General features: G+C 41.5%; 22 protein-coding genes. All 22 read right to left on the bottom strand.

Annotation, left to right across the window (positions count from 1 at the left end; all coding sequences use genetic code 11):
• Positions 1 to 820 precede the first annotated feature (820 nt).
• The 22 genes from spo0A to spoIIIAA all read right to left on the bottom strand — a co-directional run bounded on the left by spo0A (position 821) and on the right by spoIIIAA (position 21,422).
• On the bottom strand, positions 821 to 1,612 hold the full coding sequence (gene spo0A / locus ADA55_RS08230) for a sporulation transcription factor Spo0A (protein ID WP_034308269.1): 792 nt from the start codon (positions 1,610 to 1,612) through the stop codon (positions 821 to 823).
• Positions 1,613 to 1,942: 330 nt separating this feature from the next.
• Positions 1,943 to 3,235, bottom strand: a complete 1,293-nt coding sequence (gene spoIVB, locus ADA55_RS08220) for a SpoIVB peptidase (protein WP_048681822.1) — start codon at positions 3,233 to 3,235, stop codon at positions 1,943 to 1,945.
• 161 nt (positions 3,236 to 3,396) lie between these two features.
• The gene (recN, locus tag ADA55_RS08215; protein ID WP_048681817.1) at positions 3,397 to 5,112 is read right to left on the bottom strand and encodes a DNA repair protein RecN; all 1,716 of its coding nucleotides are present in this window, start codon (positions 5,110 to 5,112) and stop codon (positions 3,397 to 3,399) included.
• 22 nt (positions 5,113 to 5,134) lie between these two features.
• Entirely contained in the window at positions 5,135 to 5,584 is a 450-nt protein-coding gene (ahrC, locus tag ADA55_RS08210) for a transcriptional regulator AhrC/ArgR (protein ID WP_034308279.1), read from the bottom strand.
• Positions 5,585 to 5,904: 320 nt separating this feature from the next.
• Positions 5,905 to 6,732 (bottom strand): TlyA family RNA methyltransferase, encoded by an 828-nt coding sequence (locus tag ADA55_RS08205; protein WP_034308281.1) that lies wholly within the window; start codon positions 6,730 to 6,732, stop codon positions 5,905 to 5,907.
• Between the two features lie 4 nt (positions 6,733 to 6,736).
• Entirely contained in the window at positions 6,737 to 8,629 is a 1,893-nt protein-coding gene (gene dxs, locus ADA55_RS08200; RefSeq protein WP_048681832.1) for a 1-deoxy-D-xylulose-5-phosphate synthase, read from the bottom strand.
• A gap of 249 nt (positions 8,630 to 8,878) precedes the next feature.
• A complete protein-coding gene (locus tag ADA55_RS08195) occupies positions 8,879 to 9,772 on the bottom strand; it encodes a polyprenyl synthetase family protein (RefSeq protein ID WP_048681813.1) in 894 nt (297 codons plus the stop codon).
• 1 nt (position 9,773) lies between these two features.
• Positions 9,774 to 10,007 (bottom strand): exodeoxyribonuclease VII small subunit, encoded by a 234-nt coding sequence (locus ADA55_RS08190; RefSeq protein ID WP_034308286.1) that lies wholly within the window; start codon positions 10,005 to 10,007, stop codon positions 9,774 to 9,776.
• On the bottom strand, positions 10,004 to 11,356 hold the full coding sequence (xseA, locus tag ADA55_RS08185; protein WP_048681810.1) for an exodeoxyribonuclease VII large subunit: 1,353 nt from the start codon (positions 11,354 to 11,356) through the stop codon (positions 10,004 to 10,006). The genes ADA55_RS08190 and xseA overlap by 4 nt, the downstream gene beginning before the upstream one ends.
• Positions 11,357 to 11,495: 139 nt before the next feature.
• On the bottom strand, positions 11,496 to 12,371 hold the full coding sequence (gene folD / locus ADA55_RS08180; RefSeq protein WP_048681806.1) for a bifunctional methylenetetrahydrofolate dehydrogenase/methenyltetrahydrofolate cyclohydrolase FolD: 876 nt from the start codon (positions 12,369 to 12,371) through the stop codon (positions 11,496 to 11,498).
• A gap of 69 nt (positions 12,372 to 12,440) precedes the next feature.
• Positions 12,441 to 12,833, bottom strand: a complete 393-nt coding sequence (gene nusB / locus ADA55_RS08175) for a transcription antitermination factor NusB (RefSeq protein ID WP_034308295.1) — start codon at positions 12,831 to 12,833, stop codon at positions 12,441 to 12,443.
• A 432-nt stretch (positions 12,834 to 13,265) separates the two neighbouring features.
• A complete protein-coding gene (locus ADA55_RS08170; RefSeq protein WP_222620245.1) occupies positions 13,266 to 13,670 on the bottom strand; it encodes an Asp23/Gls24 family envelope stress response protein in 405 nt (134 codons plus the stop codon).
• Between the two features lie 37 nt (positions 13,671 to 13,707).
• Positions 13,708 to 15,060 carry an acetyl-CoA carboxylase biotin carboxylase subunit gene (accC, locus tag ADA55_RS08165; protein ID WP_034308301.1) on the bottom strand — a complete coding sequence of 451 codons (1,353 nt, stop codon included), beginning with the start codon at positions 15,058 to 15,060 and terminating at the stop codon, positions 13,708 to 13,710.
• A 14-nt stretch (positions 15,061 to 15,074) separates the two neighbouring features.
• Complete coding sequence (accB, locus tag ADA55_RS08160) at positions 15,075 to 15,575, bottom strand: acetyl-CoA carboxylase biotin carboxyl carrier protein (RefSeq protein ID WP_034308306.1); 501 nt, start codon at positions 15,573 to 15,575, stop codon at positions 15,075 to 15,077.
• Between the two features lie 623 nt (positions 15,576 to 16,198).
• A complete protein-coding gene (locus tag ADA55_RS08155) occupies positions 16,199 to 16,792 on the bottom strand; it encodes a SpoIIIAH-like family protein (RefSeq protein ID WP_034308309.1) in 594 nt (197 codons plus the stop codon).
• 14 nt (positions 16,793 to 16,806) lie between these two features.
• Entirely contained in the window at positions 16,807 to 17,478 is a 672-nt protein-coding gene (gene spoIIIAG, locus ADA55_RS08150; RefSeq protein ID WP_048681803.1) for a stage III sporulation protein AG, read from the bottom strand.
• A 7-nt stretch (positions 17,479 to 17,485) separates the two neighbouring features.
• On the bottom strand, positions 17,486 to 18,094 hold the full coding sequence (gene spoIIIAF / locus ADA55_RS08145) for a stage III sporulation protein AF (RefSeq protein WP_034308312.1): 609 nt from the start codon (positions 18,092 to 18,094) through the stop codon (positions 17,486 to 17,488).
• Positions 18,095 to 18,110: 16 nt separating this feature from the next.
• Positions 18,111 to 19,319, bottom strand: coding sequence for a stage III sporulation protein AE (spoIIIAE, locus tag ADA55_RS08140; RefSeq protein ID WP_048681800.1), 1,209 nt, complete (start codon positions 19,317 to 19,319; stop codon positions 18,111 to 18,113).
• Between the two features lie 33 nt (positions 19,320 to 19,352).
• Complete coding sequence (spoIIIAD, locus tag ADA55_RS08135) at positions 19,353 to 19,733, bottom strand: stage III sporulation protein AD (RefSeq protein ID WP_223255841.1); 381 nt, start codon at positions 19,731 to 19,733, stop codon at positions 19,353 to 19,355.
• A 23-nt stretch (positions 19,734 to 19,756) separates the two neighbouring features.
• Positions 19,757 to 19,960 carry a stage III sporulation protein AC gene (gene spoIIIAC / locus ADA55_RS08130; RefSeq protein ID WP_034308319.1) on the bottom strand — a complete coding sequence of 68 codons (204 nt, stop codon included), beginning with the start codon at positions 19,958 to 19,960 and terminating at the stop codon, positions 19,757 to 19,759.
• Between the two features lie 21 nt (positions 19,961 to 19,981).
• Complete coding sequence (spoIIIAB, locus tag ADA55_RS08125; protein ID WP_034308322.1) at positions 19,982 to 20,497, bottom strand: stage III sporulation protein SpoIIIAB; 516 nt, start codon at positions 20,495 to 20,497, stop codon at positions 19,982 to 19,984.
• Positions 20,490 to 21,422 (bottom strand): stage III sporulation protein AA, encoded by a 933-nt coding sequence (gene spoIIIAA / locus ADA55_RS08120; RefSeq protein ID WP_048681793.1) that lies wholly within the window; start codon positions 21,420 to 21,422, stop codon positions 20,490 to 20,492. The genes spoIIIAB and spoIIIAA overlap by 8 nt, the downstream gene beginning before the upstream one ends.
• Between the last annotated feature and the right edge of the window lie 213 nt (positions 21,423 to 21,635).

The following is a 21,635-nucleotide window of genomic DNA, read 5'->3' as shown; positions in this document are numbered from 1 at the left end:
AGGGGTTCAGAATTTTTTAATTCCGAACCCCTTTTGTCTACAAACTGAGATTGCCCAAAATGGACAACCTCCAATATGTTTTGCGCCTCTGAACTTTATATCTTAAGATTAAACTATGCACCTTTTTTAACGAGTTTCTTCTACATTTTTAACATTTCGCTCATCTCGGATATTTGAATACTCCCCATCCTCCCTCGCGCTCTCTCCCTCCCAACGTTTCTTATCAGGTTTCCGGATTCCTATTACACCAGCTTTATCGCTCATATAAGTCCATTTTACTAACTGAGTTGAATCTGCAACTGGATCGAAAATTAAAATAGCCGCCATAACAACAGTGTTGCAGTGCGTATAGACGAGTGTATGGAAGTGCCTTACCCAAAAAAATTCAAACGGAGCGGCAAGCCGAAAGCATAAAAAAACGCCCAACAATGGACGTCATGATTCTTCCCTATAAATGATTTCGTTGACCATCATTCCAAACCTTCCTGATGAGCATCGCTTTGCCAAGCGAAGGTTCGCCTGTCTCTTATTCGCAGGGGTAAAACTGATATTCCGTTTGGGACATACGATGGTCATGACGTATTTCTTTCAATCGATTACGGATTGACATGTATACCAGCCCCTACGCAAAAATAATAGCCGCCCAGTTTGGACGACTGCGGAATTTTCCTATATACTGACTCGTAAAGATGCCGGGTTCATTCATCCGCCAAATACGATCAGTCTTTATTGGTATTCCACCGGAAGGTTTATCGGAATAGCGATAAATTCACGGTTAAATTCCCGTCCAAATTGCGTCAAATCAACGTTCCTACCCCTGTCAAGAAGCTTTATGTTCGAGGCGCAGCTTATCGGCAACCATGGCAATGAATTCGGAATTTGTAGGTTTTGCCTTTGTCATGCTTACGGTATAGCCGAAAAGAGATGATATGGATTCTATATTTCCACGGCTCCAAGCCACTTCAATCGCATGCCGGATAGCACGTTCAACTCGGCTGGCCGTAGTATTGTATTTTTTTGCGATATCCGGATATAAAACTTTGGTGATGGAACCCAATAGTTCAATATCATTATATACCATGGATATGGCTTCCCTTAAATACAAATAGCCCTTAATATGTGCAGGCACTCCAATCTCGTGAATGATGCTGGTGATGCTTGCATCAAGGTTCTTCGGTTTGGATTCATTTTGGGGACGATAGCTAAATTGACTATGATTTTTTAAAACCGCCTGCCCTTTACCGCTTACCTGACGGATGTGATTGGCCAGATTTTCCATATCAAATGGTTTCAGGATAAAATAAGACGCACCCAAATCAACTGCTTTTTTCGTTACATCTTCTTGACCAAAGGCAGTAAGCATTATCACATTAGGCATGGCACCCCGTTTTACTTCACGAAGTTTCTCAAGTACACCTAACCCATCTAAATGAGGCATGATAATATCGAGGATCAAAATATCCGGATCAACGCTTTCTAGCATACCCAGGCAATCTTGACCGTTATGTGCCACCCCAATCACTTCCATGTCTTCCTGTGCAGAAATGTATTCTTCCAGAAGGCCAACAAGTTCTCTATTATCATCTACAACGCACACCTTAATTTTTTTCACGCTTGATTTCCTCCTCAACTACAATTGGTCTTTTTTTCTATATGACTAAATTCTATTGTAATTGAACTTTTCGACAATGGAAACTAAATTCCTTTTATTTTTGAAAAAATATAAGGAATTCAATATTATTCTCCGGATATCTCTTGTTTTCGACTTCGTTTGCTATTGGAATAAACCGTTTGTCGAAAAATCTTCATATCGTTTTCATTTTATCACATCGTTCCAAAAAAACCTCTATTTTTTGAAGAAATCAAAATTAATTCCGACCCAAACCTATGCTAATCATAATTTTCCATTAAAAAGGGGGCATCCAAAAGGATACCCGGATTCTTAGCTTGCCTTTTCATAATTATCTTTGTCGTATATATTTATACCGGCTTCGTTTAACATCCATTCGATATGGACTCCATACCCACTTGTAGGATCATTAACGAATACATGGGTGACTGCACCGATTAATTTCCCATTTTGTATGATAGGACTGCCGCTCATACCTTGAACGATCCCACCCGTTTTTTGAAGCAATTCTTTATCCGTCACTTTTAAGACCATTCCTTTGATTGCAGGAAACTTCTGTGGGATGGAACTGACGATTTCTACATCGAATTCCTCCACTTGAGAACCATCCACCACTGTAAGGATTTTTGCTGGCCCTTCCTTTACCTCATGGGAAAGGGTGATGGGGAGTGGTTTGTCGTTAATTCCATTTTTAAAATCTTGATTTAATTTCCCAAAAATGCCAAAGGGACTATTGCGATTGATATTTCCTATTTTTTCTTTATTGGAAGAAAAGCGTGCCAATTTTTCTCCCGGATCACCATTGCTTCCTTTTTCGATGGATGTGACCGTCGATTGAACGATCTGTCCGTCCTTAACAACAATCGGCTTTTTTGTATCCATATCGGATATGACATGTCCCAATGCCCCATATTTTTTTGAATCCGGGTGATAAAACGTCATCGTTCCGATGCCAGCTGCCGAATCACGGATATACAAACCCAATTTGTAAGTTCCTTCATTCTTATCTTTTAGCGGTAATAAGGTACTATGAAGCACTTCATTATCACGGTTAATGACAAGTTTCAACGCCTCACCCTTTTCACCTGCCTGCTGAACAAAAGGGGTTACATCCCCCATCTTCTTTATCGTCTGACCATTGATTTCTGTAATAATATCACCGATTTCAATTTTCGCTTTTTCTCCCGGTGATTTTTTCCCCTGCGCCGTATCAATAAGATGATGACCCACTACGAGCACCCCAAGAGTATTAAGCTTCACTCCAATGGATTGGCCTCCAGGCATGACCTTAAAGTCTTTTAACACCCTGATGTCGACCTTTTTGGCAGGCAAGCCTGCTACATCGAGTAACACTTCATTCGTACCTGGTTTCTCAGCACCAAGCGTAATCGAAGCTTGTTCATCATGAAGTGAAATTCCATCACTGGTTCCCGAAGTTTTTGCAGAAACAGGCAATGATTTGGAAATACTATATTGACTTCCTTCAAATAGTACAAGATGATTTGGAATTAAAAAATATTCACGAGATGGCTGGTATAACCCTAATGTTAATAGCGAAACAAGGAGAATTCCACCGATGATCCTGTTTATCCATATAAATTTCAATCCATTCACTCTCCTCGCTCTCTGAAACTTTATGGCTACACCTTTAATTTAGCCCTCATGACAGTCATTTATAACAGGTGCAAAAAATAAAAGCTATCCGTTTTTGGATAGCTTTACAATGAATGCTTATGATAAGTTCAAATAATGTTCTTACCGGCCCATCAAGATGTAATCTTCAGCCTTTTGGCCAGTTGGATTAATTCATTGGCATGTTGTTTCGTCAAGTCCGTAATCTCTACTCCCGAAATCATCCTGCCAATTTCTTTTATTTTTTCAGTTTCAATTAGCGGCTTGACCGAGGTATTCGTGCGTCCGGCCCTTACATTTTTCGCTATGAAAAGGTGAGTATCCGCCATGGCTGCCACCTGAGGCAAATGGGATATGCACAATACTTGTGATCCAGTTGCCACTTTATAGATCTTTTCGGCAATGGATTGGGCAACCCGTCCGCTTACACCTGTATCCACTTCATCAAATATAATGGACGTTATGCCTTGATGCTTGGAGAAAATACTTTTCAAAGCCAGCATGATCCTCGACAGTTCTCCACCAGATGCGATTTTAGAAAGAGGTTTTAACGGTTCACCTGGATTGGTGGAAATATAAAATTCCATTGAATCCAGCCCTGACTGATTAATGCCCCTATCTGACAATTCATCGAAAGTATAGGCTGTCTGAAGGAAATGAGGTTCGAAAATTGTTTTTTCCATATATAAATCCTTTAATTCCTGATGAATCTTTTTGGTTAGCTGCTGAGCGAATTTCTGGCGAAGTTCAGACAGATTCTTTGCTTCGACGATTAGATCTGCCTTGATGGATTTCATTTCCTTTTCAAGCTTCGCGATATGGGTTTCCCTATTTTGCAGCTTTTCGACTTCTTCTTCAATTGCGGCCCCATATTCCAGGATTTCCTCGATGGTCCGCCCGTATTTACGCTTTAATTGATTTATTTCATTAAGTCTACTTTCAATGAATTCCACACGTTCTGTATCATAATCCAAAGAGTCCAATTGGTCCCGGATGTTTGACACAGCCTCTTCGAGCAGGAAGTAGCTATTTGAAACGGTTTCAGAGCTGTGCTTTAAACCTTCATCAAGCCCTGCCGCTTCCTCCAAATTATTCATGGCTACGGAAAGCCAATCAATTGCATGCTGCTCGCCATTTAAAGCATTATAACTGGTTTGCAGCGCTTCATGGATTTTTTCGAAATTATTAATTTTCTTCCGTTCTTCCATCAATTCTTCATCTTCGCGTAATTTCAAATCAGCTTTTTGGATTTCATCGAATTGAAATTGGATCAGATCAAGGCGATGGACCATTTGCTGTTCATTTTGGCTTAAACCATTCAATTGTTTAGAAGCCGTTTCATAACGTTTATATAGCTTTTGGTATTCAGTGAGTGCAGATGCGATTTTTTCACCGCCAAATTGATCGAGCAGCGGAAGATGGAGTCGTTCATCCATTAATTCCTGATGTTCATGCTGACCATGGATGTCTATCAATGTCCGCCCTATCTCACGTAATGTGGAAATCGTTACCAGCTTCCCATTTACCCTGCAAACGCTTTTACCGCTCTGTGAGATATCCCTTCGAAGTATAGCCATCCCATCATTCATATCCAGGCCAAACTCTTCCGCTTTGGCAAAGACCGGGTGTTTTTCATCTTCAATTTGGAATAGTCCTTCTATTTCAGCCTTCGACTCACCATGCCGAATGAACTCTGCAGAACCACGGCCCCCAACCAAGAGATGAACGGCATCTATTATGATTGACTTCCCTGCCCCTGTTTCTCCTGTCAAGACCGTCAAGCCTTTCTCAAATGAAACGGACAGGCTGTCTATGATCGCAAAATTCCTAATCGATAGTTCTGTTAACAAACTAGGTCACCTCACAACATTATTAGAGCATGTCCAAGAATTTGCCGGAAATGATCTTTGCATCTTCCTCAGAACGGCAGATAATTAAACATGTATCGTCGCCGCCGATCGTCCCGAGTATTTCTTGCCAATTTAAATTATCAATCAATGCACAGATGGCCTGGGCATTACCCGGGAGCATCTTCATAACCAGCAAATTGTTGGCTGAGTCAATGCGTACAAATGCATCGACAAGGATTCTCTTTAATTTTTGAAGTGGATTGAAACGTTGGTCGGCCGGCAGACTGTATTTATACCTTCCATCCGTTAAAGGAACTTTTACAAGGTGAAGTTCTTTAATATCCCTTGAAACGGTGGCTTGAGTTACATTGTATCCAGCTAATTTCAATTCTTCAACTAACTCATCCTGTGTTTCGATATCATTATTCGTTATAATGTCCCTTATTTTTATATGTCGTTGTCCTTTATTCATAAGTAGAAGCACCTCTTCTCAACTGTTGCTCATTTAATGGTAATGGTATCACTTTCATTTCTTACTTTAAGCAAGCTGCCCAATTTGCCTCGGTATCATCAGTACGTGCAAATAGGCCGCTTTACTAAGTGGCTAATATTAATGTTATCGGATTTTTATGCAATTGTACAACTTTTTCTCTAAAATGAATACAAGTCTAATTTTTGCACTTACCTATTTTATGTATCCACCCATAAATGATTCAAGTTCATGACGACAATGTATAGTCAAAAAGCTCCTTTAGCCAACCGTTCAGCCAAAGGAGCCATACAAAGTTCTAGCTATTCTTTTTTAAATTGGGCATGGGCCTCTCCAACGATGTCATCAACCGTTTTCGAAAGCAATAATGCTCCATCTTCCTTCGACCCTTGCCAGTGTAAATGAAGTAAGAATTCAATGTTTCCATCACCGCCGGTAATCGGTGAGAAGGAGGCATCCTTAATATCATAGCCTTCCTTTAAAGAAAAAGAAATGATCTTATCCAACACTTGTTTATGGATTTTGGGATCACGAACAATCCCCTTTTTACCCACTTGATCCTTCCCGGCTTCGAATTGCGGTTTAACCAAGGCAACGACATCACTATTCGGGACGAGCAAGGTCTTTAGCACCGGTAAAATTAACGTAAGCGAGATGAAGGAAACATCAATGCTTGCAAAGTTTGGCATCTCCCCGTCGAGATCGGCGGGTGTAACATAACGGAAATTGGTTCTTTCCATTACTTTTACCCGCTCATCCTGCCTAAGCTTCCAGGCAAGTTGATTATAGCCGACATCAAGCGCATAAGACATTATGGCGCCATTTTGCAAAGCACAATCCGTAAACCCGCCAGTTGATGATCCGATATCAAGCAGTATTTTTCCATTCACTTGTAAATCGAATTCCCTTAATGCCTTCTCAAGTTTAAGACCGCCTCTTGAAACGTAAGGCATGACTTTTCCTTTGATCGTGAATTCGAGATCGACCGGCACTTTTTCCCCCGGTTTTTCGTATCTCTCTTCATTCGCGTAGACAAGGCCTGCCATAACCATACGCTTCGCTTTTTCACGTGTATCGGCCAAGCCTTGTTCTACAAGTAATACATCCACTCTTTCTTTCATCACTTTCATATTTTCAGGCCCTTTTTTCTTTTTTGGGTGTTATCATTTTAATCTTTTTGATGGCTGTCTCAGTCGTCAGACCGATTTCTTCAAGAAGTTCATCGACGCTTCCATGCTCAATGAAATAATCAGGTATCCCCATTCGATCTATAATTGCCCCATAAAATCCTTGATCATGAGCATATTCAAGAACAGAACTACCAAAACCACCTTGAAGAACCGCTTCTTCTATTGTCAGGATAGGCATTTTTTCACCAAGGAGACTGCTTAGCATGTTCTCATCCAAAGGCTTAATGAACCGGGCATTGACCACCTTCACTGAATAATCCTCTTTCTCGAGCAGTTCTGCCGCTTCAAGAGCCATGGGAATCGTTGTGCCGAACGTTAAGATGGCAGCATCCGTTCCTTCTTTAAGAACTTCCCACGAACCGATCGGAATCTGCTGTAATTCAGCATCCATCTCAACTCCCCAACCATTCCCACGAGGGAAACGCATCGCAATCGGACCATCATTATAGTTTAAGGCCGTATTGACCATATGCTGGCCTTCGTTTTCATCTTTCGGCATCATCAGTACCATATTCGGTACGTGGCGCAAGAAAGCAATGTCGAAAACGCCTTGATGCGTTTCACCATCGGAACCAACCAATCCGGCACGATCGATTCCTATGAATACGTTCAAATTCTGACGGCAAATATCATGCACCACCTGGTCATAAGCCCTTTGCAGGAAGGTTGAATATATAGCCAGGAATGGTTTCATTTTTTGCGTTGCCAATCCGGCTGCAAAAGTTGCAGCATGCTGCTCGGCAATCCCTACATCATAGAAACGCTCTGGGAACTCTTGAGAGAAGCCCACCAATTTCGAACCTACGGGCATTGCAGGTGTAATCGCGACAATCCGCTCATCGTCACGGGCTAGCCTGCTGACAGTATCGCTTACGAGAGCGCTCCAAGCAGGACCCTTACTAGGGGATTTCACGAAATCGCCTGTCTCTATCTTGTATGGGCCTGTCCCATGCCAATTCCCGGTTGTGTCCAACTCGGCAGGTGAATATCCCTTGCCTTTTTTCGTGATGACATGCAGCAGGACCGGTCCCTTCGTTTTCTTGGCATATCTTAAATTCTCAAGCAATTCTTCATAATTATGTCCATCTACTGGTCCAAGGTATGTGAATCCGAGTTCTTCGAAAAAGATTCCTGATACCAATAAATACTTCATGCTATCCTTCAAGCGTTCAGCTGTAGCCGCAAGTTTACCACCGACTGCAGGAATTTTTTTCAAAAGCAGCTCCAATTCATCTTTTGCCCAGTTATATTTACCTGCTGTCCGCAACCTTCCCAATATCGTGTGTAAGGCACCTACATTGGGGGCTATGGACATTTCATTATCATTCAGGATAACGATCATGTCCTTTTTTTCATCACCGATATGATTCAACGCTTCAAGCGCCATTCCCCCTGTTAGGGCACCGTCTCCGATTACAGGCAAAATAAAGCTGCTTTCCCCTTTGATATCACGGGCAGCCGCCATCCCCATTGCAGCTGAAAGGGAAGTCGAACTGTGACCGGTTTCCCAAACATCATGGGGGCTTTCAATCATTTTAGGAAAACCGCAAAGACCTTTATATTTCTTTAAGGTGTCGAACTCCCCTGCTCTGCCAGTCAGGATTTTATGGACATAGGATTGATGTCCGACATCCCATAAAATTTTATCATTCGGACTGTCGAATTCTTTATGCAAGGCAATGGTCAACTCGACGACACCTAAATTGGGACCAATGTGCCCACCGGTCACCGATAATTTTTCCACAAGGAATTTCCGTACTTCCACACTTAACTCGACGAGTTCTTCATTATTCATCTTCTTCAAAAAAGAAGGGTCTTTTATAGATAGAAGATCCAAACAGGACCACTCACTTTCTGTCATTTTCGGTTGTTAGCATAAACAAAGCCTCATAAAAGAGGGCTATGGAAGACTTGACCGAAAAATTGGTTTTAAGTTAAAAAATAGCCGCCAACACCCAGGTGATTTCGGCGGCTTATTATACCTATTTTATCACGTATCTCAATTAAAAAATTCATTTTGATTTTCACATATTTTTGCACAATGAGTATACCACAAAACCTCAATTGATAACAAATTTAGCCACAATCAATGATTACGGTTCGCAATTAAATCGGTTAGTTCATTCAACAAACCCGTTTGTAAGGTTGTTTTTCCTAAAGCGGCATGGGCAAGTTCTATATGATGTTCCAACTTTTGCTTTGCCCCTTGAAGGGTTAGTAAAGAAGGATATGTGCTTTTATGATTCCCCACATCACTGCCAACCGGCTTGCCGATCAACTCGACTGACCCTTCAATATCCAGAATATCATCGCGAATTTGAAAAGCAAGCCCCAGGTGGTATGCAAAGTCACGTAAATGCAGTTGCTGTTCTTCACTCGCCCCTGCTAATATAGCACCGGAAAGGATGCTTGCAGTCAATAACTTCCCTGTTTTATGTTCATGAATATACTCCAATTCCTGAAGGGTCAGCTGTTTATTCTCACCTTCCATATCGGCAACTTGCCCCCCAACCATTCCTTCGGCTCCGGCAGACTTCGCAATTTCACTTACAAGGTTCAGCTTCATTTCAGCCGTGACCTCGGGATCGATCATATCCGTCACCAATTGAAAGCTATAAGTAAGAAGCGCATCACCTGCCAGTATGGCCACCGCTTCACCGAACACTTTATGATTCGTCGGTTTTCCGCGGCGGAGATCATCATCATCCATTGCCGGAAGGTCATCATGAATCAAAGAATATGTATGAATCATTTCAATGGCAGCCGCTGCAGGAATCCCTATCCTCAAGCTTTTTCCAAAGGCCTCCAAAACCGCAAAGACCAATAATGGGCGAATCCGTTTACCCCCTGCCTGCAGTGAATAGATCATGGCTTCTTTGACTACTGCCGGGGCTTTAAGTATATTGACATATTCGACGATTTCCCGTTCTATAATTGCCTTATATTCATTAGAAAACATTTCAAAGGACGCCGTACCCATGTCATTCTTCCTCCTGTACAGCAAAGTTTTCAAGTTCCCCATCTTCGCGTAAAATTTGAGTCAACTGATCTTCAACAGCCTTAAGCTTTGAATGGCAAAGCCTTGATAAATCCATTCCTTGTTTATATATCGAAATGGCTTCTTCCAAGGGCACATCGCCTTCTTCCAACTGCTCTACAATTTTTTCGAGATTCTCCATCGCTTCTTCAAATGTAGCTTCCTGTTTTTTTGTCATGATTCAATCCGCTCCTTAATTTCTTTAATTTCACATTCAAGAGTTCCATCTTTTATCGAAACTGCTATCTTATCCCCTTTTGATACTTGCTGTGTACTTTTCACTAATGTCTCATCCTCAGCAAAAACCAATCCATAGCCCCGTTCCATGATTTTTAGTGGACTGAGGGCAGATAAAGTGGCTGTAATATGGACGAAATGCTGAGATTTATGCCGATAGATGGCTTCCATGGCCCTCCGTAAAACCTTTGCATGCTGCTGCAGTTCATCTTTCGCATTTTTCACCGCTTGTTCAGGATGCTGCTTTTTCAAAATATCGTTCAGCTGATTCAGCTCATCTCTCTTTTTCATGAAATATCGCGTGCTGGTCCTCCCTAGCCTGTCCATCGTCTTGTCTAGTTGTTCCAGCTTCTGTTCGTACATTTTATGTGGGTAACGGAAAGCATAAGACCTCTCCATCCTGGTCAAACGGGTTCGTTCAAAATTCACCGCTTCTTGAATGGAGCGGGTCAATCGATTCTTGCGGTTCATCAGACGTTCGAGTATTTCATTCAAGTGAGGAACCGCTAACTCTGCTGCACCAGTAGGTGTAGGAGCACGCATATCGGCGACAAAATCAGCGATCGTAAAGTCGGTTTCGTGACCGACAGCAGAAATTACCGGTATATCGGAATCATATATAGATTCAGCCACTATCTCCTCATTAAAGGCCCATAGTTCCTCGATCGACCCGCCGCCCCTTCCGACAATGAGAACATCGCTTTCTGCCCTTGCGTTCGCCATGGAAATTGCCTTGGCAATCGATTTAGCGGCATTATTCCCTTGTACAAGTGCTGGATAAACGATGATCCTTGCGATCGGATATCTCCGCTTGATCGTTGTCAGGATATCTCTTAATGCAGCTCCGGTCGGCGAAGTAATGACCCCTACAGACTTAGGGTACTGCGGGATCGGCTTCTTGTGTTCGGCCAAAAACAAGCCTGCCCCCTCCAGCTTTTTCTTCAGCTGTTCATAAGCAAGATATAAATCCCCCACACCATCAGGGGCCATGCTTTTCACATAAAGCTGATACTGTCCTCCAGCTTCGTATAATGATATATCACCCTTAACAAGTACCTTCATGCCATTTTCAGGCAGGAATTTCATCCCTTTATTATTGGCGGAAAACATAACGGAGAGAAGTCGTGCCTTCTCATCCTTTAAAGTAAAATACATATGTCCGCTTGTATGTTGTTTAAAATTTGAAATTTCACCTTTTATGTATACATTTTGCAAATGGGGGTCGGCATCGAACTTCCTTTTGATGTACTTCGTTAAAGCCGACACACTCAAATATTGTTGGTTGCTCATATAATGTCTCCTTCCGATGGAAATCGGATATAAAGAAAACTCACCTATAGATTATCATAAATCCATGAATGGAAAAAAAGCGGTCTCCCGTTATTATAAAACAAGAGGTCCGCTTCTTTAAAATAATTTAACGTTTTTTTCAGCTTTTTAATGCTTGCTTGTTTAATTCATGTGCTTTTTGAGCAGATTTGACCGTATTCTTCATAAGCATCGTAATCGTCATGGGACCAACGCCTTTAGGAACAGGTGTAATGTATGAAGCCTTATTTTTCACTTCATCAAACGCCACATCACCGCAAAGCTTCCCTTCATCATTCCTGTTCATTCCGACGTCAATGACGATTGCGCCTTCTTTAATATGGTCACTCGTGATCGTGTCCCTCTTTCCGACCGCTGCCACAACGACATCGGCTTGCTTGGTATAATAAGCAAGATCCTTTGTCCGTGAATGACAGTATGTAACGGTTGCATTTGCATTTAAAAACAATTGTCCGGCTGGTTTTCCGACGATATTACTTCTCCCTACTATGACAACATGCTTACCTTCAAGGTCATAGTCGATATACTCAAGCATCACCATGACGCCGTATGGAGTACAAGGTAAAAATGCATCTTGTCCCGTCATCATCCGCCCAATATTAATCGGGTGGAATCCATCTACATCCTTTTCAGGGGAAATCGCTTCAATGATCGCCTTTTCCTGAATATGTCCAGGCAAGGGCAGCTGCACCAATATACCATGAATGCTGTCATCTTGGTTTAATTCAGCAATGCTCTGAATTAATTCCTCCTGAGAGAGTTCCGCAGGCTTTTTAATTAGTACGGAATGCATACCCAAGTCCTCACAGGCCTTTTGCTTATTGCGCACATAAGTTTGAGATGCTTGATTGTCACCCACCAGGATTACAGCTAAACCCGGAACGATATTTTTTTCACGTAACTGTTGAACTTCCTTACTGATTTCCTGCCTAACTGACTCTGCAATTTCTTTACCATTAATGATTTGAGCTGACATGTGTTTATTCCTCCCAAGTTAATTTTGCTAAAGAAATTGCTGAGAGAATCCTTGTTCAAGGCTGCAGCTTTAGCTGCCGCTTTTCACCTTCACTTTGGATAAAACGGCATTTACAAAGCTGCTTGATTGATCATCACCGAATTTCTTAGCAATTTCAATAGCTTCATTCATTGCAACACTTACAGGAACATCTTCACTGTGAACCATTTCATAAACCGCGATCCGCAGTAAATTCCGATCAATGTTCGCCAGTCTTTCCAACGTCCAATTCTCTAAATTGTCCCTGATCATTCCATCAATTTGTTCACGATTTTCCGTTATCCCCATTACTAATTTCTTGAAATAATTATCAGTGGGAGCACCATCCAGTACGCTTTCCATTGCTTCTTCTGCATTCGAGTTCGCAATATCTATCTGATATAGTGCTTGAAGGGATTTTTCACGGGCTTCTCTTCTTTTCATAATCTTACTCCTTTTACATCTACTATTATATATGAAAACGCTAGAACAAACGAACATTAAATAACATTTTTTCAAAAATATTAAGATTCTCGCTATATTATTTATAAAAACAAGCTAAATCCCACTAAATTAAAGGCCAAAAGATTCAATATCTTGATTCAAGATTACTTTCCAACGGCCAACACAGTCCCATACTTTTTGAAAGTGTCAAAAAGCTCTTGCCTAGCTTTCATGCTCATATTTCACCTTTTACACTCTAACAGAAATCACCCTTGAATTAAAGGGAAATTTCCAGACACCGCCTTATTATGTTCATTTAAATTTAATATTATAAGCAGGCTCCAAAAACGGGTATCTTTGAGTTTCCATTCAAAAAAACAAAAACCCGGCTTTTTGCCGGGTTTTTGCAGGTGTGAATCGAATGAAGCCCACTTACACTTCTTGTTCGTAATCCGCTTCTTGTTTAGCGTTTTCAAACGCAATGCCCACTACATGAATGTTCACTTCGCCAGCGTCGATAGCGGTCATATTCAACAAAGCTTCACGAATGTTATCTTGCACTTCCTGAGCAACTTTCGGAATTGAAACACCAAACTTCATGACACAATAAAGTTCGACTTTGATGGATTCTCCCGTTAAGTCCACTTTAACACCTTTACCGTGGTTCTTTTTACCAAGCTTTTCAACAACACCCGTAGCGAAATTCCCGCGCATATGTGCAACACCTTCAACTTCCGATGCAGCGATACCCGCAATAACCTCTATCACCTCAGGCGCAATCTCCACTTTGCCCAGCCCACTATTATAATCATTCATTTCGAGTAATTGGCCTTCCATTTCACTCATTCAAAAGCACCTCCTGTCTTCCTTTACATTATGAGTTCATTACATCATATATTTCAAGGAATTTGGTATTAAATTCTCCGGAAACAAATTGTTCATGCTGAAGCAACTTAATATGGAAAGGAATTGTGGTACTGATCCCTTCAATGACAAACTCACCCAAGGCGCGTTTCATCTTCTCGATCGCCTCTTCTCTAGTCGGTGCATGGACAATCAATTTAGCGATCATGGAATCGTAATACGGCGGTATGGAGTACCCAGGGTATGCCGCAGAATCAACACGAACTCCGTAGCCGCCTGGAGGTAAATACATTTGAATCTTACCTGCGGAAGGCATGAAATTCTTTTCTGGATTTTCGGCATTGATCCGGCATTCGATAGACCATCCGTTATAAGTAACATCCTCTTGCGAAAGCGATAGTTTGTTGCCTGAAGCAACTTTGATCTGTTCTTTAATCAAATCCACGCCCGTTACCATTTCTGTAACTGGGTGCTCAACCTGGATACGTGTATTCATTTCCATAAAGTAGTATTTTCTATTCACATAGTCATAAATAAATTCTACTGTTCCGGCACCTGAATAGTTTACGGCAAGTGCAGCCGTCACAGCGGCCTGCCCCATTTCCGCACGTATTTCACCATCCAACGCCGGTGACGGGGTTTCTTCAACAAGTTTTTGCAAACGTCGTTGGACCGTACAATCACGCTCTCCTAAATGGATGGCGTTGCCATGATTATCTGCCATGACCTGTATTTCAACGTGACGGAAGTCCTCGATGAACTTTTCAATATACACGCCAGGATTCCCGAATGCCGTCGCGGCTTCCTGTTGCGTGATGTTAATGCCCTTAATGAGATCTTCTTCCGTCCTTGCGACGCGGATACCTTTACCGCCTCCGCCTGCAGTAGCTTTGATGATGACTGGGTAGCCCATTTCATTAGCTAGTGCTACACCCTCATCCGTATCTTTGATTATGCCTTTAGAACCTGGCACGATCGGTACACCAGCTTTGCGCATGGTTTCCCTTGCTACGTCCTTTGTTCCCATTTTATTGATCGCTTCGGGGCTAGGACCGATGAAAATGATATTGCATTCACGGCATAGCTCGGCAAAATCGGCATTTTCAGCTAGGAAACCATATCCCGGATGAATTGCATCGGATCCCGTTTTCTTGGCTGTGCTGATAATGTTGGTTGTATTTAAATAACTGTCTTTTGATAATTTAGGACCGATGCAATATGCTTCATCAGCAATTTGAACATGTAATGCTTCTTTATCTGCTTCTGAATAGACAGCAACAGTCTCGATTCCTAATTCCTTGCATGCCCGGATGATTCGGACAGCAATTTCCCCACGATTGGCAATTAATACCTTTTTAATCATTTAGAAACAGCTCCTCATTCCGGCTTTACTAAAAATAATGGTTGACCATATTCTACAAGCTGACCTTCTTTTACAAGGACTTCCACGATTTCACCGCTTACTTCAGCTTCGATTTCATTGAAAAGTTTCATGGCTTCCACGATGCAGACGATGGAATCCCCCGTTACTTTATCGCCTGCTTTTACGTATGCAGGTGAATCCGGTGCAGGAGATTGGTAGAATGTCCCTACCATCGGGGAAGTGATTTTATGTAAATTTTCCTGTTCAGTGACGGCAGCAGCCGGTTTTGCAGGTTCAACAGCTTTCGGTACTTCAGGGGCAGGGGCCGCTGCGGGCTTGACCTCTACAGCTGCATTGGCTTGAACAACATCTGGAGCAACTGCTGCTTGGTGTAATACTGTACCCGTTTCGGTTTTTTTCAATTTAATTTTCGTTCCTTCATTTTCGAAAACGAATTCACCGATATTTGATTGATCGACTAACTTAATAATTTCACGAATTTCTTGCACTTTCATTTTGTGGCACCCCTTGTCTAATTTAATATGAGTTTGTGAGGCAATAATATTTTATGTAACCCTACCCTTAGCTTATCCTACTTTGTCCAATACTGCACAAAGTAGCCGCTTTCTTTACGCGAATGCGAATAAACTGACTACAAACCTCATCTGTATTATAACAGATATTTCACTTTCTCAAAATATTGTTTCCCTAAGAAAATTGAAAAGTTTATGACCAGCTTCTAACATCATACAATATTAGCTTATACAAATTCAATGATAGATTAATTGTTACTGAATATCCATACTTCCATCTTACACCTTTATTATAATATTGTGAATATTTATCAACTTGGACACCTTAACGCTTGCTCTTTAATTTTGCATTGCATTCCTGGAAAACCAGCCATAATATCCATTGTAATTACTTTTCTAGAATATTACGGATGATCATTATCACCATTTCTATTCGAGTTCCTGATTCCAATCGACATAAAAAAACTTTTCCTCTAAAGTTTCCAGGTTTGTGAGATAGTTAAAAAAGCATAATAAAAAGCCTCCCATTTTTTTTATTAAGGGGGCTTTCAAATTTTTATGATGTTGAACTGTTCTGTATCAGTCACTTTTTTCTGTATGTGTGTTTACTTTTCCGGTTGGAAATCGACCACTACATTTTGTGCATCGCTCACTTCTTTCCTTACGAGGCGGATAATGTTATTGGCCTCTGTTTTCGTTTGTTTATCCGCCTTGACACTCACCTTAACATCCGTTCCGTCAACCCGGACCAGTGCGGCATTATAATCCATGGCAACAATTAAGTTTTCGATGATATTTTCTTTCACTTTCGTTTCACTTAATTGTTCGATTTTTGCATAAGCCTCGTCTCTTTCTTCAGCTGATAGTTCTGTGTTGCCCATCTTAGCAGTCAATTCTTCATTCAGCTTCGCCCGTTCATCTTCAATCTGCATCCTTAACGATTCGAACTCATCTCCAGATGCAATGGTTACAGAGGAACCTTCTGTATTTTTGGAAGTTTCTTTTTCACTTTTATTTTCCCCTTTTGTCTCTGCTTTGTTCTCTGTCTTACTTTCTGTTTTATTTTCTTCCTGTTCCATTTGCTCTGTTGCCGTCATATCGGCGGCATTTTCTTCAGGAGCGGTTAAATAATAGACTGAAAGCACAACGACCAGACTTAGCATAGTCAATAACCAAACGGTTTGTTTTTTTAATAACATGTAGATTTTCCCCCTTATTTTTTAGGCATGACAGAAACCCTGTGACTCGGTACATCAAGTGAGCGTGTGACAGCCTCGATGATCCACTTCTTTATTTGAATGTTTTCGGCCCCTTTAGCGACTACCAGGACTCCTCGTACACTGGGTTTTTTCGTTTCCGAAATGATCGGTCCTTCTTTTTCACCGCTCTTGACCAAAACTAGCTGTTCATCAACGGATGTGTCTTCGACCGTCCTTTTGCCGCCTTCCTGGTCGGTTTCTTCAGTGACTTGTTTTTGGGTGACTTTATTTCTTTCATATACTTTTTTCTCGGATGCATCGACGTAGATTACGACTTTCACATCCTGGACGCCTGCGATGGATTCTAGCGCTTCCTTCATTTCATTCTGTAGATATATTTCATAGTCTTTTGTAGTCTTGAATTCTGATTTCTTCTGGCCGAATGTTTCAACATCCCCATCTTCTTCCTGCTGTTTATCATTATTGAATACAGTCGTCACTTCAGATGTTTGTCCCGTCTTGTTGGTGGTTAACAAATTCCCGGCCATCATGATTCCCGATCCCAAAAGGACAACTATTAGAGCATAGACATACAGGGAAGGTTTTTTTTCCTTAGGCTCTTTTTGGTCAGGGTCTTTATTTAATAGTTTTTGCAGCCAGGATAATGGACCTTTGTCTTTGTTCAATACTCAGTCACTTCCTTTCCCCGGCGATTTCAATGATCTCTTCATCAACAGACCAACTTGTTGCCAGAAACCTTTTGACAGCATCCAGATTGGCATCATTCGAAGTGGATGGGCTATCTGTATTGATATCAACCTTCGCTACTGCCTCTATCTCCGAGTTTTCTTTCCCTTCTGCCTTTTCCAATGAGATGGTTATGTTCTGCAGATCATCAACACCCGGCTCTTCCTCATTCTTGACCCCTACATCAATTGAACTAATCCTCATGTTATAATCCGCCATCAGCTCCTCTTCCACTTCTGCCTGTAAGTCAACAGCCATTTGTTTTAAAATATATGCACCCTGGGTAGCTTGTATTTCTTTTTTCTTCATTTCTGTCAAATTTCCTAAATCTTTTTTTTTCTGATCCTCAAATTCACTAGTGGCCGCAGTGAGAATATCATCGAAATCCTTATTGAATAATCCCAATATAGGAGTGATGATGATTGCAATCAGTAAAAGCCCGATAACCATTTTGGCATACTTCTGTAAAGCTGAATTCGGCAGAAGCATATCGATCACAGTAGCCAGCAATACAAATATGATGATGTTGGATACCCAGCCAGCTAAAAAACTCACCAAGTCCTCCTCCTTTCTAACGAACCATCAGGGTAATGTTTCCAGAGGCGATGATTACCGTGATACTTAAAAAAAACATGAGTGAGACAATGGCCAATGCGGCGAAAATATAAATCATGCTTTTGCTTATAATGTCAAGGCATTTTATTACAGGTCCTCCGCCCAGCGGCTGCAAAAGACTCGCTGCCAATTTATAGACAAAAGAAATCATCAGGATTTTTATGGCGGGAAATGTGGTAATGAGCAAGAGAATGATGACGCCTGACAATCCCACTGTATTTTTCAAAAGGACGGAGGCACTAATGACCGTATCCGTTGCATCTGTAAACATGCGCCCTATGACCGGTATAAAGTTACCTGTCACGAATTTGGCTGTCCTGATCGTCACTCCGTCAGCTACAGCTGAGGATGCTCCCTGAACGGAGATCACACCAAGGAATATGGTCATGAATGCCCCAAGGATCCCGATGGCAAAATTACGGAGAAGTTGTGCCAGCTGAGTCACTTTGTAATGTTCGGTCAACGTGCTGACTATGCTTAAAATCGCTGCAAAGAATAATAACGGAAGGACGACGAACTGAATCAAGATGCCGCTTGTATTCATCAAAAACATCAATACCGGATGAAAGAAGGCTGCCGATACAAGTCCGCCTGAAGCAGCTATCAATGCCAAGAGTAAAGGGATGAGCGCCATTAAAAAGGAAATCATCAAATCTATCGTATCTTTTGTATATTCAATCGCCACATGAAAACTGTTAAGTGCCAAAATGATCAGCACCATATAAACGATTGCATAAGCGACCTTACTTACGGAGCTTTGCTCGAACGCATTCTGCAAAGACTGGAGGAACATGCTGAAAACGGTTAATAAAATGAGTGACCCCAGCAGCTTTCCATTCACGAGCAGTTCATGAAAAATGAATTTTGTGATTCCCTTAATCCATTCATCAAAAGAAAATTTCTTATCGCCGCTTACAAAATCCATGAAGCTCCCTTTCTGGCTTTCCGGTAAGAATCCTCCATATTCCGTAACGATGCCATCCCAATATTGTTTGAGCTCATCGACGCCCAGCCTTTCTATTTGGGCTTGTACCAGTTCGGACTGCATGATCGGCTCTTGATCAACTTCACCATTTTCTGGATTTTCGGCAGCTTGTCCAATAGATGCATGCAAAAAAAAGAGTAAAACGAATAGTATGGATAAGTAAGGCATCCGCTGCTTCATACATTCACCTCATTGACTAGTAGGAGTAATCCATTAACTTGGGAGCATCTGTAGAATCGTTTCGATAATGACCGTCAAAATCGGAATCGCCATGGCAAGAATCAAGATTTTTCCGCTTAATTCTATTTTGGAAGCGAGCGAACCTTGTCCTGCATCTTTTGTAATTTGGGAAGCGAATTCTGCAATATAGGCAATTCCGATTATTTTTAAAATGGTCTCTAGATACACGGTATTTACATTCGCATTAACTGCAATTTTTTCTAACATTAAAATGATTTCGTATATTTTGTCAGCTAAAAAAAGAAAAATGGAGCATCCTACAAAAACAACAAGCAGGAATGCTAAATTTGGTTTTTGCTCTTTGACGATCAGTGCCAAAAAGGTGGCAACTAGGGCAATGGCCACGATTTTTATGATTTCAATCGCGAATCCCTCCCTTACTGAAATAGAAATACAGATTTAATTTTTTGAAATAAATCCTCTACTACAGAAGCAACCATGAATAAAATATAGATAAATCCGAAAAGTGTCACCCACTGGGCATATTCCTTCTTCCCAACCTGATCGAGTATCGTGTGAAGAAATGCCACTACAAGCCCCACACCCGCTATTTTAAATATGATGTCCACGTCAATGCCCATTTTCATTCCCCCCACATATTCCTACATCAGCAAGATGATCAATAATAGCCCTGATAAAAAACCAAGACTTTTCATCATTTTTTCATATTTCCCCTGGCGGTCGAGTGCATCGGTTTCTTCCCGTTCCAGATGTGCCATCGTTAGCATGATTTGCTTTTGCTGATGATATTTATCGCTTTTCCCAAGCGTCTCCCCAAACTGTGAAAGAATCTCGAATTCTCCCTGTTTTAAAGCAAGGGATTGCCATATTTTCTTCAAACTATCATCCCATGCTTCCTTGACGGTGGTTTCACCTGACTCGAGTCGATTTGCAAATGTATCGAAAAAGCTGGACAAAGGTTTGGCCATCTGTTTAGAAAGTTTCCTTGCCGCTTCTTTCAAAGGTGTATGACCGAACATGATTTCAGCTTCAAGCGATTGCATGGCGACTTTCAGCTGTCTCAGTTGACGGGGCCTCATACTTAATTTTTTTGCCGCTTCAAAACCTGCCCAAGTCGTCGCTATAATAATTATCGCTGCTCCTATTAACTTAAACATGCGGGTTCACTCTTTCTCCCAAGTAAATGGGAACCCCTGCTGCATCAAGGACTTTGTAGCTCCTCCTACCGGATTTACTTCTTTGTAATTCAATAAAGCGTTCAAAGATGTTTTGCTTTAATATTTCGGCGATAATGGGTCGCTTCTTGATTTCATCCAGTGTATGGCCATGCGTGGTTATCATGAGTTTAATACCTGCATTCACGGCTTCCAGCACAGCCTGCGTATCCGCTTCGCGGCCTATTTCATCCACGATCAATACATCCGGGGACATCGAACGGATCATCATCATCATCCCTTCCGCTTTAGGACATCCATCGAGAACATCAACTCTTGTTCCGAATTCGAGCTGCGGCACTCCATGCACACATCCGGCAATTTCTGAGCGCTCGTCCACTATCCCCACCTTTTGAGGGGCAATGCCGAGTTTTTCATTACCACTGGATATCATTCTTGCAATATCACGTAATATGGTCGTTTTTCCCGTTTGCGGAGCACCGATCAACATGGTATGCTGCCATTCCCCGTCATATAAATATGAAGTGAGAGGTTCAGCTGCACCTATTTTTTCACGTGCAACCCGAATATTGAATGAGGAAATATCCCTGATCGCTTTGACCGAACCATTTTCCAGGATCACCTTGCCAGCAAGCCCCACCCGATGTCCGCCCGCTATGGTTATATATCCTCGCTTTAATTCTTCCTCAAGCGTATATAACGAAAATTGACCTATATTATTCAATAATTGATCTGCATCCGAATGGGTCACTTCATAGGAAAAAAAGTATGGTTCCCCCCCTACAATGACCTCAAGCGGCCTTCCAACCCGAATTCGCAGTTCTTCCATCTTATCGATCATCATCGGTGTCATACCGCGGAGTTGCTCGTATAAACTTTTCGGTAAAAAAGAAAGAATCGTTTCCATTTTGACAATCCTCCTGTATACACCACTTTCAATAAAATATATGCCGACAAGCCCGCAATGATGACAGGCTATTAAAGAAACGGACCATTTATTGAATTTTTATAACTTCCTGGATCTAAAAAAGACCGAGAAATTAATCTCGGTCTACGTCTTTTTATTTTAAAAAAGTTTCAGTTGATTTCAGAAATCCGCTCCCTTTCCGCCGACTGTCTG

Source organism: Bacillus sp. 220_BSPC (assembly GCF_001054655.1).
GTDB lineage: Bacteria > Bacillota > Bacilli > Bacillales > DSM-1321 > Peribacillus > Peribacillus frigoritolerans.
This window is presented reverse-complemented; position numbering and strand designations above follow the sequence as displayed.